13 protein-coding genes are annotated in these 14659 nt (G+C 66.9%); 2 read left to right on the forward strand and 11 right to left on the reverse strand.

Annotated features, from left to right (window positions below):
• Positions 1-3 precede the first annotated feature (3 nt).
• The 6 genes from H3H37_RS03525 to H3H37_RS03550 form a co-directional block, all read right to left on the reverse strand.
• The gene (locus H3H37_RS03525; protein ID WP_182160208.1) at positions 4-465 is read right to left on the reverse strand and encodes a cytochrome c; all 462 of its coding nucleotides are present in this window, start codon (positions 463-465) and stop codon (positions 4-6) included.
• 22 nt (positions 466-487) lie between these two features.
• Complete coding sequence (locus H3H37_RS03530; RefSeq protein ID WP_182160209.1) at positions 488-1234, reverse strand: ABC transporter ATP-binding protein; 747 nt, start codon at positions 1232-1234, stop codon at positions 488-490.
• A 1-nt stretch (position 1235) separates the two neighbouring features.
• Positions 1236-2441, reverse strand: coding sequence for an ABC transporter permease (locus H3H37_RS03535; protein ID WP_182160210.1), 1206 nt, complete (start codon positions 2439-2441; stop codon positions 1236-1238).
• A complete protein-coding gene (locus H3H37_RS03540; RefSeq protein WP_182160211.1) occupies positions 2438-3589 on the reverse strand; it encodes an efflux RND transporter periplasmic adaptor subunit in 1152 nt (383 codons plus the stop codon). The genes H3H37_RS03535 and H3H37_RS03540 overlap by 4 nt, the downstream gene beginning before the upstream one ends.
• Positions 3586-4194, reverse strand: coding sequence for a TetR/AcrR family transcriptional regulator (locus H3H37_RS03545; RefSeq protein WP_182160212.1), 609 nt, complete (start codon positions 4192-4194; stop codon positions 3586-3588). The genes H3H37_RS03540 and H3H37_RS03545 overlap by 4 nt, the downstream gene beginning before the upstream one ends.
• Positions 4195-4353: 159 nt before the next feature.
• Positions 4354-4626, reverse strand: coding sequence for a DUF6447 family protein (locus tag H3H37_RS03550; protein ID WP_220456310.1), 273 nt, complete (start codon positions 4624-4626; stop codon positions 4354-4356).
• A 164-nt stretch (positions 4627-4790) separates the two neighbouring features.
• Between H3H37_RS03550 and H3H37_RS03555 the strand changes: the two genes are divergently transcribed.
• Positions 4791-5408: an IMPACT family protein gene (locus H3H37_RS03555; RefSeq protein ID WP_182160213.1), complete on the forward strand. Its 618-nt coding sequence runs from the start codon at positions 4791-4793 to the stop codon at positions 5406-5408.
• Between the two features lie 219 nt (positions 5409-5627).
• Positions 5628-7025 (forward strand): L-cystine transporter, encoded by a 1398-nt coding sequence (locus H3H37_RS03560; protein WP_182160214.1) that lies wholly within the window; start codon positions 5628-5630, stop codon positions 7023-7025.
• Between the two features lie 10 nt (positions 7026-7035).
• Here the strand turns inward: H3H37_RS03560 and H3H37_RS03565 are convergent, their stop codons facing one another.
• The 5 genes from H3H37_RS03565 to H3H37_RS03585 form a co-directional block, all read right to left on the reverse strand.
• Positions 7036-7767 (reverse strand): substrate-binding periplasmic protein, encoded by a 732-nt coding sequence (locus H3H37_RS03565; protein ID WP_182160215.1) that lies wholly within the window; start codon positions 7765-7767, stop codon positions 7036-7038.
• 150 nt (positions 7768-7917) lie between these two features.
• Entirely contained in the window at positions 7918-9339 is a 1422-nt protein-coding gene (locus H3H37_RS03570) for an OmpP1/FadL family transporter (protein WP_182160216.1), read from the reverse strand.
• A gap of 256 nt (positions 9340-9595) precedes the next feature.
• Complete coding sequence (locus H3H37_RS03575; RefSeq protein ID WP_182160217.1) at positions 9596-12820, reverse strand: efflux RND transporter permease subunit; 3225 nt, start codon at positions 12818-12820, stop codon at positions 9596-9598.
• Between the two features lie 3 nt (positions 12821-12823).
• A complete protein-coding gene (locus tag H3H37_RS03580; RefSeq protein ID WP_182160218.1) occupies positions 12824-13996 on the reverse strand; it encodes an efflux RND transporter periplasmic adaptor subunit in 1173 nt (390 codons plus the stop codon).
• A 224-nt stretch (positions 13997-14220) separates the two neighbouring features.
• Entirely contained in the window at positions 14221-14643 is a 423-nt protein-coding gene (locus tag H3H37_RS03585; RefSeq protein ID WP_182160219.1) for a divergent PAP2 family protein, read from the reverse strand.
• Positions 14644-14659: the final 16 nt, after the last annotated feature.

Genomic DNA, 14659 nt, shown 5'->3' on the forward strand with positions numbered 1-14659 from the left:
GCTTCAACGCTGTCCGTAAAAATGCGTGACGATGGGCTTGCGGAAGCTTTGATGACAGCCCAGGCATAAGGTTTGGATGGTCGCATAAGCGGCGATCACGCCCTTGCCGTCGGCGCGCGTCGCCGCCTCGTGCAACTCCTCCGCCGCGTGGTGGGTCTGCTCGTCGTAATGTTCGAATTTTTCCGCGTCTTTGCCGAGGAAGGACAGCACGCGCTTCTGTTCCGCAGCCGGTGGTTGCGGATGCTCGGCGATGCGCGGCGCCAGCTTGGCGATCATAGGCCAGTCCTCGCGCGCGATGCCGCCAGCGATGGCCTGCATGTCCGCGTCCAGTCCCTGCATGACTTTGCGCAGGGCCAGCGGCTTAACGCCCGCCCCTGCCTTCGCCGGCGCCTGAGTATCGGCCGCTTGCGCCGCCCCGGCCATCATCAGTGCCGCCGCCATCACGGCCGAGCTCAAGTACTTCATCGTTGCCTCCTGGTTCAAAGTGTCAGTCTATGGGGCGGCCTTCGCCCGCTTCTTCATGCGTGACGCCGTCACGGATATGGTAAATGCGCTTGAAGGTCGGGATGATCTTCTCGTCGTGCGTGACGATGATGACGGCCGTCCGGTAACGCTGCGCCATGTCGTTCAGGATGCGCATCACGGCCATCGCGCGCTGGCTGTCGAGCGGCGCCGTGGGCTCGTCGGCCAGGATCACGGGCGGCCGGTTGATCAATCCGCGCGCGATCGCCACCCGCTGCTGCTCGCCGCCCGACAGGCGCGACGGCATGGATGTGGCGCGGTGCTGCACGTCGAGCGCCGTCAGCAGTTCGAGCGCTCGCGCACGCGCCTCGCCATTGGCCACCCCGGCCAGCATGGGCAGCAGCGCGACATTGTCGGTGACGTCTAGGAAGGGGATCAGGTAGGGCGCCTGGAACACGAAGCCTATCCTGTCGCGCCGCAGCGCGCGCAGATCGCGCACCCGCCAGCCGTCGTCGTAGATCACGTCGTCGCCCAGCGTCATGCGGCCGGCCGTCGGGTCCACCACGGCGCCCAGGCATTTGAGCAGCGTACTCTTGCCCGAGCCGGAGGGGCCGATCAGGCCGACCACCTCGCCCGGCGCCACCTGCATATCGACACTCCTGAGCGCGTCGACGGCGGTGTCGCCATGGCCGTAACGCTTGCGCAAGCCTTCGATGCGGATGCCTTTGCCCTGCGCGTCTTGTCCATTACCGCTTTCATTCGGGTTACCCACCTTAGCCTCCAATCGCTTCGGCCGGATCGATCTTCAGCGCCACGCGGATGGCGACCAGGCTGGCCAGCGCGCACAGGAGCAGCACGGCGATGAAGCCGGCCACCGTGTCGAATGGCACCAGCAGCACGTATTTCGGGAACAGCGGCGCGGAAAGGCCGGCAGTGATGCGTCCAACAACGAAACCGATCACGCCCAGCACCAGCGCCTGCTGCAGGATCATGCCGGCGATCACGCGGTTGCGCGTGCCGATCAGTTTGAGCACGGCGATTTCACGCAGCTTGTCCATGGTGAGCGTGTAGATGATGAAGGCGACGATGGCGGCGCAAACGATGGCCAGGATCGCGAGGAACATGCCGATCTGCTGCGCCGACGTGGCGATCAGCTTGCCCACCAGGATGCGCTCCATTTCGGGGCGCGTGTAGACGGTCAGCCGCTTCCAGCGCCGTATTTCGGCGGCCGTGTCGTCGGCCGACTGGCCGGGCTTGAGCGTCACCAGCACGGCGTTGACGGAGGCGTTGGCGCTTTGCGCGGCGATCACGGCGTCGAGCAGGCCCGGCACGCCGGGGCGGTTGAAGGCGGGATTGGCGGCCGTGCGGCGCCGGCTTTGCCAGATCGCGTCGTTGTCCTTCAGGAACTGGGCCTGCTGCGCGTCCTTGAGCGGGATGAAGATCATCGGGTCGCCGCTGGACGATACCGTGCGTCGCGTCAGTCCCACCACCGTGTACAGGTTGCGGCGGATGGCGATGCGCTCGCCCAGGCGCATGCCGGCGGCGACGTCGGCCACCGCCTCGTAATGGCCGCGCGTGATGTGGCGGCCCGCCACCAGTTGCGGCGGCCAGCCCGGCGTCACGCCGGGTGCGCCGGGCGCGATGCCAACCACCATGGCCCGCACGTCGCGCTCGCCCTGGCGCACCTGCATGGTCAGATAGGTGGCGTTGGCCGCCTGCGCCACGCCCGGCATGGCGCGGATGGCGCGCCATGCGTCGTCGCTGACACTCGACGATTCGGCATACGGGCCGAGCGTGTCGCGCTGCACCACCCACAGGTCGGCGCCACTGTTGTCCAGCAGCGCCTTGGCGTCGTCGACCATGCCACGGTAGACGCCCGCCATCACCAGCGTCACGCCGATCAGCAGCCCCAGTCCCACGCCCGTGAACACGAACTTGCCCCACGCGTGGACGATGTCGCGCCCCGCCAGGCTGATCATCGCGGCACTCCGGCCAGGCGCGGCACAACGCGGATGCGGCTGTCCGGCGTCAGCGTCTTGTCGCTGTGGACGACGATCTGGTCGCCCTGCCGAAGGCCGGCGCGCACCTGCACCCAGCCATCGAGATCGGCATCACCGAGTGTGACGGGCACAAACTGCGCCTGCCCGGCCACGACCCGCCAGACACCCAGCACCTGCCCGCGGCGCTGGATCGCCGCGTTGGGGATGACCGGGGCGGCCGGCAGCGTCGGCAGGCGCACCGTCACCTCGGCCAGTTCCCCGATCGGTGGCAAGGCATCAGGCGCGGCGTCGAAGCGCACCTTGGCCAGCGTCTCCTCGGTCACCGTGTCGGCCAGCGGTTCGATCCGCGCCACGTGGCCGTCCAGGCCCTGGCCGGCGCGCGAACGCAGTGCGATCCGGGCCGGCAGGCCGGGCGCCAGTCCGCCAGCATGCACCTGGTCGAAGCGCACATTGATCCACAGGCTGTTGGGGTCCACCACCTCGACCGCCGCCTGGCCGGCGACGATGGTGGTGCCGGGATCGGCGTCGCGCGCAACCACGATGCCGTCGACCGGCGCCACCAGCCGCAGATTGCCGTGCTGCGCGCGCACGGCGCCACGGTCGGCGCGGGCCCGGGCCAACTCCTCGCGCGCGCCGGTCAGGGCGGCGTCGGCCACCTGCCCTTCCTGCCGCTTGGCCGTGCCCACCTCCTCGCTCACCATGCGCACCGCCACCAGTTGCTCGTAACGCCGCAGTTGCGACTGGGCGTAGGCCTGGCGCGCCTCGGCCTCGCGCACCGCCGCCTCGGCGCGACGCAACACCGCATCCTGCGAGCGCGCGCGTTCGTCCAGATCGACCGGGTCCATTTCACCGAGCAGCTGGCCGGCCTTGATCCGGTCACCCACGTGCACGTCGAGACGCTTGATGCGCCCGGCGTAGGTCGGCCCGATCTTGTAGCTGTAGCGCGTTTCGACAGTGCCGATGCCGAACAGGGCCGGCGTGATGGCCCGCGATTCGACCGTCGCCACTGTCACCGCGACCGGCGCCAGCGGGCCGGTGCGCAACGCGACCCACAGGAACAGGATCAACAACATGGCCCCGGCGCCGGCCAGCATCAACGTGCGCCGCTGTGGCAACCGGCGGCTCATGGCGCGCTCACGATGCCGCGCCGGAACACGGCGAACATGCGCGGCGCCTGGCGGCGCATCTGCTCCACGTCGCCGGCGAACAACGATTGCATCACCAGCCCCTGCACCATGCCGATGAACAGCAGGATGGCCGCGTCGGCGTCCAGCGCGGGCGACAATTCGCCGCACGCCTTGCCCTGTTCGAACAAGGCCTGCAGCCGTTCGCGGTAGCGCGCCAGCAGCACCTGCACCATGCGCTTGGCCGGTGTCGGTTCCGGTTGTTGCAACTCACCGAACATCACGCGCGGCACGCCCGGATGGGCGGCGACGAATTCGATATGGGCCATGAACATCGCTTCCAGCGCCGCCAGCGGCGAGGCCACGCCGGCGCTGGCCTGGTCGAGCCGGGACAGCAGGCGCTCGGCCACCCATTCCATCACCGCTTGCCAGATCGCCCCCTTGCTGGGGAAATGGCGGAACAAGGCGCCCTGGGTGACGTGCATGTGTTTGGCGATCGCCGCCGTCGTGATATCGCTCGGATTCTGGACGCTGGCCAGTTGAACGACGGCTTCGATGGTGACGGCGCGCCGTTCGTCGGCGGGCAGTTTGCCGTTGGGTGTGCTCATCGTGACTCCATACAAGCTAGTAATTGATTACTATCTTACAGGTCTAAAAAAATTTTGCAAGCTTGAATGGCGCCGGATCGCGCGCCCGCGCGGACCAGCGCGGCGCATGGCGTGGCGCCGCCGGACTGCGGCGTCACAGAGCGGTGGAAGCCAGCGTGCTCACTTGGCTTCGGCGGCGGCCTTCGGCTTGCGCGGTGCGCGCGGTTTCTTTGGCTTCTCGGCGGTCGCCGCTTCGCCACGGCCCTTCACTGCTTCGATCAGGGCGGCACTGTAGGCGTTGCGCGCAGTCTGGGCGATGGCCACTTGCTGCTGCAGACGGGCCAGTTCGGCGTCCACGATCAGGATGTTGGCGGCCTGCGATTTCGCTTCGGCGCTCAGCTTGTCGGATGCGTAGGACGTGCCGTTGATGGTGATATATTGAGGTAAAGTCATTGCGTTCCTTGTTTAAATTATTGCAAGGGATAATTCCCGGCAGCCCGTGATTGTATGTCCAACCCGTGTGCCGAGCAAAGCCCGTGAACATGCCGGCGCCACCGGTGGATCGGCGCCAGCGCCTATAATGCGGGTCCCGCTTTCCCCATCCGCCCTGCCGCACCATGCCGTCCACCCTCGCCGCCCCCGCCCACAGCGAACTGCTGATCAAGAAAAGCCGCTTCATCGCCTGCGTCCAGCCTATGACGGACCGCGCGGCGGCGCAGCAGGTGGTGGCCGACTTGAAAGCGCAGCACCCGGCGGCGGCCCATGTGTGCTGGGCCTTGCTGGCCGGCGGCCAGTCGGCGGCCGTCGACGATGGTGAACCGAGCGGCACCGCCGGCCGCCCCATGCTGGACGTGCTGCGCCACCAGGACCTGGAAGGCGTGCTGGCCACCGTGGTGCGCTATTTCGGCGGCGTCAAGCTGGGCGCGGGCGGCCTGGTGCGCGCCTACACGGACAGCGTGGCGCAGGCGCTGCTGACGGCATCCAAGGTGGCCATCATCAAGATGCATACGCTGCACTGCGCTGTGCCCTATGCGCTGGAGAGCTGGCTGCGGCGCGAGCTAGCCGGCGCCCACGCGCAGTTGCTGGAGGTGCGCCACGGCGATGCCGTCGACTTTGCCTTCAGCCTGCCCGATGACGCGGCCCCGGCCCTCATCACCACCCTGAACGAGGGTGGCAGCGGCCGCGTCATCTGGCGCGACGACGATGACGACGACGCCGGCGCCACCCCTCCCTGAGCTGGCGGCCAGCCCGGGCGGAGGGCGCCAGCGTCCGGCGGGTCCCGCCACCGCAGTGATGGAGCCGCCCCCGATACGGCCCTGCCGTGCAACGTCGGCCAAAGCCCGATAAAATGACCATTTGCTGTGCACCGTCGCAGCGGGCGTGGCGACCAGCCGGCGCCTGGATGGACGGCGGCGCGCTCGGTCACTCTACCCCACCGCGAATAAAGGCTGTCCATGGTACTGCACGTCATCCTCAATCTGCTGGCCGCACTGGCCCTGCTCGGCTTCATGGTCCACCAGCAACAGCGCAGCGCCACATTCACGGTGCGCGTGTTCACCGGCCTGGGACTGGGCGTGCTGCTGGGCGCGGCGCTGCAGGCGATCTACGGCGCCAGCGCGCCGGCCCTGCAGACCACCAGCGAATACCTCGACATCGTCGGCAGCGGCTACGTCAACCTGCTGCAGATGATCGTCATGCCGCTGATCATGGTGTCCATCATCGCCGCCATCCTCAAGCTGCAAGGCGCCAGCTCGCTGGGCAAGATCAGCGTGCTGACCATCGGCACGCTGATGCTGACCACGCTGGTGGCCGCCAGCATCGGCATTGTGATGGCCAAGCTCTACGGCCTGAGCGCCGTCGGCCTCACCTCCAGCGCGGCCGAGGTGGCGCGCGGCGAATACCTGCAAGGCAAACTGGGCGTGGCCAAAGCGCTCAGCGTGCCCGGCATGGTGCTCAGCTTCATCCCCACCAATCCCTTCCTCGACATGACGGGCGGGCGCAAGACCTCCACCATCGCCGTCGTCATCTTCTCGATTTTCATCGGTGTCTCAGCCACCGGCATCCACAGCCAGAAGCCCGAAGCGTTCGCCGCCTTCCAGCGTTTCATCGACGTGGCGCACGCGGTCGTGATGCGCATGGTGTCGCTGGTGCTGCGCCTGACGCCGTACGGCGTGTTCGCGCTGATGGCGCAAGTGGTGTCGACCTCCAGCTATGCCGACATCCTCAAGCTGATCAACTTCGTGGTCGCCTCCTACAGCGCGCTGATCCTGATGTTCGGCGTGCACCTGGCCATCGTCGCGGGCGCCGGCCTGCATCCGCTGCGCTACCTGAAGAAAGTGCTGCCGGTGCTGACGTTCGCCTTCACCTCGCGTTCGAGCGCCGGCGCCATCCCCATGAACGTGCAGACCCAGACCCAGCGCCTGGGCACGCAGGAAGGCATCGCCAACTTCGCCGCCTCGTTCGGTGCCACCATGGGCCAGAACGGCTGCGCCGGCATCTACCCGGCCATGCTGGCCGTGATGATCGCGCCCACCGTCGGCATCGACCCGTTCACGCTACACTTCATCGGCCCGCTGCTGGCCATCGTCACGATCGGTTCGGTGGGTGTGGCCGGCGTCGGTGGTGGCGCCACGTTCGCGGCGCTGATCGTGCTGTCGGCCATGGACTTGCCGGTGGCGCTGGCCGGGCTCCTGATCTCGGTGGAACCGCTGATCGACATGGGCCGCACGGCCCTCAACGTCAGCGGCGCCATCACGGCCGGCACCGTCACCAGCCGCGTGCTGGGCCAGACCGACATGGCCATCTTCCAGCGCGACGACGAACCGGGCGACGACGACCGCCTGGTGGCCTGAGCCCGGCGGGCTAGTTCACCCCGTATTGCGCGTAGATCTGGGCCATGCGCCCCGACTTGCGCAGGTTGCGCATGCCCTCGGAAAAGATCCGCGCATAGGCGCTGCCCGGCTGGAACGCGACGTATTCGTTGTTGCTGTCGATGCAGCCGGCGTTGCGCAACGGTGCGTGGCCACGCTGGGCCAGCTCCAGCGGCAAGGTCCGGTGTTCCTCCAGCACGGCGTCCAGCCGGCCGATATCGAGCATGCGCACCATGCGCCAGATCAGATCGGTGCCGCCCGGCACCCTGGTCGCATCTTGCAAGGCACGCTCGACCCCGGGCGGGAATTTCTTGCCGCTCCCTACCCCGACACGGACCGCCCCCAGCTCGCCGCCGCTGGTGTAGCGCCACGTGGACTCGGGGCGGGTGAAGAAGCAGAACTGGGTGGTGATGATGGGCTCGTCGGGATATTGCAGGTCGGGCGCAACGGCATGCGTGACACCGACGATGGCCTGGGCCTGTCCCGAGCGCACCGAGGACAGGGCCCGCGCGAATGGCAGTTGCACGAAATGCGGCGGGCTGCCGGCGGCGGTGAAGATGTCGTTGACGATATCGACCAGGATGCCACGGTGGCTGCCCTCGGCCGAACAGCTGTACGGGCACCAGTCGTTGATGGCGATCACCAGCGCATCGGCCCGCGCCGCCGCCGGCAGCAGCAGCGCGATGCACGACAGCCACAGCCGCCAGGTACGCCTCCGCATCATTCCCCTTTCGCATCGGTGATCGCGGCACGCCCTCCGCACGCTGCGGCGCGCGCCACGTCCATGGTGCCGATCATACCCCAAGCGCGCGCGCAAAAAAAATGCCCGCGTTCAGCACGCGGGCATTTCTTGAGCGAACCGCCGGGAAAGCGGTCAGAACTTGTAGTTGTACGCTACGCCCAGCAGTTGCAGATGGGTCTTATAGGTGCCGCGCGTGGTTTCGCCGTTGCCGGTGCAGGTCGGGTTCAGCGGGTTGCAGCTGTTGGTGTAGCTGGTGTCCGCATCCTTGAAGTGCAGGAAGCTGTAGGCCACGTCGATGGTCGATTTCGGGCTCAGCTTGTAGGCGGCGCCCAGCGAGAACTGGTAGCGGTCGCTGTCTGGCAGGGCCGGATCGCGCAGCTGCGCGCTCGGCACCGGCGACTGGTCGTAGGCCACGCCGCCGCGCAGCGTCACCTTGTCGTCGTAGCGGTAGTTGGCGCCCACGGCCACGCGCACGGTGTTCTTCCATTGCTGGTTGATCACCAGGTCGCCCTCAACCGTGTTCGGGAACTGGATGTGCAGGTCGCTCAGGCGCGAGTGGCGGCTCCAGGTCAGGTCGGCCATGCCGTCCCATTTCGCATCGAACTGGTGGAACACGTTCGCCGACAGGGTTTCCGGCGTGCGCAGCTTGACCATCGATGCCGAGTTCAGGCGGTGGCCGCTGGCAGCCAGCACATGGTTGGTGATCTGGTCGGTCGTCACCATGGAGAAGTCCCACGTGGCGTCGCCCTTCAGGCCGTGCGCCACCGACGAGCGGTAGGCGAAGCCGAAGCGGGTGTTCTGGTCCAGCGTGAACATATAGCCCAGGTTGAAGCCATAGCCCCAGTCCTTGCCCGTGATGGAGGCGTGCGCGTCGTTGGCTGCAGCCAGCGCGGCAGGGTTGCCGCCCAGGGCGACGATGGTGCCGATCAGCTGGGCGCGCGTGGCGGCAGCGGCCGGGCTGGACAGCGCGGCGATCGAGCCTGGCACGTCGACGGCCTGGCCCAGGTCGGCGTTGAAGTGCTCAGCCATGATGCCGAAGCCGAAAGCGTGGTGCTCGTTCAACTTGAACGAGGCGGACGGGTTCAGCGTCACCGCTTCCAGTTTCACGTCGGTCAGCGCGTAACGGCCGGTCCAGGTGTTGCCGTAATTGAGCTTGGCGCCATACGGCACGAACAGGCCCAGGCCCACGGCCCACTGGTCATTCAGCTTCTTGCTCGCGTACAGCGATGGCGCCGTCACGTTGTCCGGCGCGTAGCCGTGGGCCGCGGTGCCGCCCGTGGGCGCGCCCGTGAAGTGGGTGGAACCGGAGTCCTGGAACGTCGAGTGCGGCACCACGACGGTGGCGCCGAAATTCACTTGCGTGCCCTCCAGGCGCGACATGCCGGCTGGATTGTAGAAGATGGTCGAAGCATCGTTCGCTTCGGCCGCGTTGGCGTCAGCCGTGCCTTGGGCGGCCACGCTTTGCGAACCAAAGCGGTAACCGGATGCCAGGGCGCTGGCGGACAGGGAACTCAGCGCAACAGCGATGAGGAGGGGCAGGTATTTTTGTTTCAAGGTGGTCTCGCTCTTTATAGGTGATAACTGGTCGGCGCCAGATTATTCTGTGGGCCGGCATCGCGCGTGCCTGCGCGGCGGGCATGATGCCGGGTGGCAAGTAGGATACACCAGCCATAAAATATTAAAGTAGAGTAACAGTACTAATTATGCTACGGCCACGGCAAGATTGCCATTTCTGCACGCCGTTTGATCCGGCGCAGCGACAAGCTGTTGTAAAAAGAAAAGGACCCGCAGGTCCTTTTCCATTTTGCAATTAGTGCGCATCCAGCGCCGTGCCGGGCGGCACGGCCTTGCCGCCGCGCCCCAGCGCCTTGTTCACGGCCCACAGCACGAGCCGGAACACGAGCCGCACGAACACCAGCGTCAGCAGCGCCTCCACCAGCGTCATCAGCAACGCCGGCACCGTGGTCCAGCGCAGTTCGCGGCGGCGGAACTTGGCCAGTGCGCGGTCGCGGGCGATCTCGATGCTGTCGTAGAACGTAGGCACCACCAGCAGCGTCAGGATGGTCGAGGTGATGGTGCCGCCGATGATGGCGATCGCCAGCGGACGGTAGAACTCGCCGCCCTCGCCCAGCCCCAGCGCCACCGGGAACATGCCGGCGATCAGCGCGAAGGTGGTCATCAGGATGGGGCGCAGCCGCATGCGGCCCGCGTACATCAGCGCATCCTCGCGGCCAAAGCCTTCCTGCTCACGCTTGCGGGCCGCGTCCAGCAGCAGGATGGCGTTCTTGGCCACCAGGCCCATCAGCATGATCACGCCAATGAAGCTCATCAGGTTCAGGGTGCTGCCCGTGACCAGCAGCGCCAGCACCACGCCGATCAGGGACAGCGGCAGCGACAGCATCACGGCCACCGGCGCCGTGAACGAGCCGAACTGCATCACCAGGATCAAATACATCAGGCCGATGCCCATCACCAGCGCGATCGCCATTTCCGTGAACAGCTCGGCCTGGTCCTTGCCGGCGCCGCCCAGGTCCAGCCCGTAGCCGGGCGGGAAGTCGATAGCCTTGGCCAGCTTCATGGCGTCGTCCGTCACCTCGCCCGGCGAGCGGCCCTGCACGTTGGCCGACACCGTCACCGTGCGCTTGCCGTTCTTGTGCTCGATGGTGGACGGACCCTTGCCCATCGTGATGGTGGCGATCTGGTCCAGCGGCACCATCTGGTTGGTGCCGGTCACGGAGATCGGCAGGCGCTCGATGTTCTCCGCGTTCACGCGATCCTCCGGCGCCAGGCGCACAGCCACGTCGCGCGACTCGCCCGTGGGGTCGACCCAGTCGCCCACTTCCACGCCGGCGAACGCCACCCGCAGCGATTGCGCCGCGTCGTTGACGGAGATGCCCATCGAGTTGGCCAGACCACGGTTCAGTTCGATCTGCAGCTCGTTCTTCGGATCCTGCTGCGACAGCCCCACGTCCACCGCACCCGGCACCTGGCGCAGCTTGTCCATGTAGGCGCTGGTGATCTCCATCAGGCGACGCGAATCGGGGCCGGTGAATTCGATCTGCACCGGCTTGCCCTGGTTGCCCAGGTCGTCCACCACGGAAATCTCGGCGCCCACCACGTGGCTCAGCTTCTCGCGCAGCTCGGCGCCGATCTGGAACGCGGTGCGCTTGCGCGTATTGCGCTTGCCGATGTCGAGGTAGATGCGGCCACCGTTGGCATTGATGTTGGAGTTGGTGTCCTTCACTTCCGGAATCGCGCGCGCCAGTTCGGCGGCCCGCTCCATCTTCAGGCGCGCATATTCCACGCTGCTCGACGGCGGCGTGCGCACGTCGATGGCGATGGTGCTGCGGTCGGCCGCCGGCAGGAACGAGGAACCGCCGAACTTCACGTGCAGCACGATCGCGCCGACGAAGGTGCCCAGCGCGATCACGGCCATCCAGCGGCGGTGGTGCAGCGCCCAGGCGATCACGTGGCCATAGCGGTCGGACTGGTGGTCGAACCAGTCGTTAAAGCGTTGCAGCACCTTGCCCAGGCCTTTTTTCGGCGCCGTATGGTGGTCGACCGGGTCGCCCCAATAGGCCGACAGCATGGGGTCGAGCGTGAACGAGATGCCGAGGCTGACCAGCACCGAGCAGGTGACGGTCAGGGCGAACGGCCGGAACCACTCGCCCGAGATGCCGGGCATGAAGGCCACGGGAATGAACACGGCGATGATGGAGAACGTGGTGGCGGCCACGGCCAGGCCGATTTCGGCCGTGCCGTTCAGGGCCGCCGTGCGGCGGTCCGAACCCATCTGCATGTGGCGCACGATGTTTTCCCGCACCACGATGGCGTCGTCGATCAGCACGCCGATCGCCAGCGACAGGCCCAGCAGCGTCATGAAGTTGAGCGTGAAGCCGCACAGCCAGACGGCGATGAATGCCGCCACCACCGAGGTGGGCAGGCTCAGGGCCGTGATCATGGTCGAGCGCCACGAGTTGAGGAAGGCGTACACGACGAAGATGGTCAGCACGGCGCCGAACACCAGCGACTCGATCACGTTGTTCAGGCTGCGCTGCGACTCGTCGCCGCCGTCGCGCGTGATTTCCAGCTTGGTGCCGGCCGGCAGCGTGGCGTTGATGGCCTTGATCTCGTCGCGCAGGCGGGCCGCCACGGCCACGGTGGAGGCGTCGCGCGAGCGCGAGATGGCGATACCGACGTTGGGCTTGCCGCTGCGGATGCTCAGGCCGTTGATCTCGGCGAAGCCATCCTCGATGGTGGCCACCTGCGCCAGGCGCACGATCTCGTCGCCGTTGCGCTTGACCACCACCTGCTCGAATTCGCGCGGCGTCTCGATGCGGCCCACCAGGCGGATGCTCTTCTCATCCAGCGTGCCGCGCACCTTGCCCACCGGGGCGTTGGTGTTCTGGTTGCGCAGCGCGTTGACCACCTCGCCCACCGACACATTGTATTCACGCAGCTTCTCGGCCTTGAGCAACACCGACAGTTCGCGCTTGAGCGAACCGTTGACCTGCACCTGCGACACGCCATCGACGGCGCGGAAGCGGTCCGACAGCGTATCCTCGGCCAAGCGCGAGATTTCCGCGTGGGTCTGGCTGGTGGATGACAGCGCGACCTGCATCACGGGATCGGAGGCCGGATCGATCCGTTGCAGGATAGGTTCGCGCATCTCGGTCGGCAGCTTGTAGCGCACGGAACCGATGGCGTTGCGGATCTCGTCGGACGCCTCGATCAGGTTCTTCTTGAAGCTGAACTCGATGAAGATGGAGGCCGAGCCTTCATTGGCCGTGCTCTCGATCTTGGTGGCGCCGGAGATGGCCAGCAGCGGCTTTTCCAGCCGGTTGACGATCTCGCGCTCGACCGTGTCGGGCGAGGCGCCCGGGTATGGCACGTTGACGATGATGAACGGCACTTCCACGTCCGGGTTCTGGTTCACGCGCAGCTTTTTGAGCGCGAGCAGGCCCAGGCACATCATGGCCACGATCAGCACCAGCGTGGCGATCGGCCGCTTGATACTAAAATCGGATAAGAACATGGATCAATTCCCTTTCGTCGCGGTGTTCGCGGTGGCGGCCGAAGCCTGGGCCGGGTTGGCGGACGAGGCCACCACCTTGGGCACCGTCAGCTCCACCACCTGGCCATTGGCGTAGCTGGAATTGGGCACGCGCAGCACGCGGTCGCCGGCCGCCAGGCCGGAGCGCACCTCCCACTGGCCGGTGCGCGGGTCGCGCACGCCGATGTTGAGCATGGCCTTGCTCAGCGTTTTGCCGTTCAGGCGCCAGGCGTAGGACTGGTCGCCCGAGCGCACCAGGGCCGAATCGGCGATCATCAGCGCGTCCGTCACGTCGGATTCGACGCGCCCTTCCGCGTACAGGCCGGCCACGCCGGGCAGGCGCTTGTCGGCGAATTCCACCAGCACCTCGACCTGGCGCGTGACCGGATTGGCCGACGGGTCGACGCGCTTGACGCGGCCGGCGAAGTCCTGATTGGCGTAACCGTTGACGCGGAAGCGCACCGGCTGGCCCACCTTGACCACGCCGATCTTGTCGGCCGAGACCAGGCCTTCAAAACGCATGCTGGACGGGTCGATCACCTTGATCAGTTCCTTGCCGATGGCGGCCGTGTCGCCGCTGGACACCTTGCGGTCGCTGACGATGCCGTCGAACGGCGCGCGCACGCTGGTGCGGCTCAGCTGCTGGCGGGCCGACACGGACTTGGCGCGCGCGGCCGCCAGTTCGCTTTGCAGGTTGTTGCGGCGGATTTCGGCATCCTCCAGCGCCTGGGTCGACACCATGCCCGACGCGCGCAGCGTCTTCTGGCGCTGGAAGGCGCGCTCGGCCTGCTCCAGGCTCTGGGCGGCGGCGCGGGTGGCTTCCTCGGCCGAATTGAGGCTGTCACGGATGGCCGTCTCGTCCAGGCGCACCAGCACGTCGCCCTTGTGCACGACCTCGCCGTTTTCCTTCAGCACTTGCAGCACCACGGCGTTCACCTCGGCGCGCAGGTCGGCGCGGCGCTCGGGCTGGATCGAGCCGGTGATGACGGGGCCGGACGCGAGCGCGTTGGTATCGACCGTCAGCAAGTCTTCCGGCGCCACTTGCAAGGTCACCGCACCCTTGCCGTCCTTGCCCGCCTTGTCCGGTGCCTTGGTGGACTTGCCGCAGGCGACCAGGGCCGAGGCGACGGCGAGAGCAACTAAGGTTTTGCGCAACATAAAAAATCTCCGAAATAGATGAACGTCGGTGCGGTTGGAATATTTGTTAAAACTGCAAGGCGCAGAGTATCAACCAGCGCCGTCGGCGCGTCAATCACACAATGGCTGGATTGCCGGTTTCCATGCCTGGAACGCGGAATCGGCGGATAAACGGGGGAAGGAAGTGAGAATTGGTGAGAGTGTGGCGGCCGCCCGCAAGGAACGGGCGGCGGACGCCGGTGCGATCAGCCGCGGCCGAACAGCGCGAAGATCACATGGCCCATGGCGATGCCGGTGGCCAGGCCGCCGGCGATCTCGACCAGCGTATGGCCCATGCGCTCGCGCAGCCAGGTGTGGCCGGCGTCATCCTTGGCCAGCCGGTTGATGGCGGCCGCCTGCTTGCCCACGTGCTGGCGCAGGCTGTTGGCGTCGATGATGACGATGAAGCACAGCGTGACGGCCACGCCGAAGGCCGGATGGCCGATGCCCTCGCGCAGCGCGATCAGGGTCGCCATGCTCGACACGACGGCGCTGTGGTTGCTGGGGAAGCCGCCGTTGCCCACCAGGTTGAACGCCCACTTGCGGGCGCGCACGCTGTTGATCAGGAACTTGATCGGGCCGACCGTGATCCAGGTCAGCAAGGGGGTAACGAGGTAGGCGAGATCCATCGGGGTGTCCTTCATG

This window comes from Rugamonas brunnea, assembly GCF_014042345.1.
Taxonomy (GTDB): domain Bacteria; phylum Pseudomonadota; class Gammaproteobacteria; order Burkholderiales; family Burkholderiaceae_D; genus Rugamonas; species Rugamonas brunnea.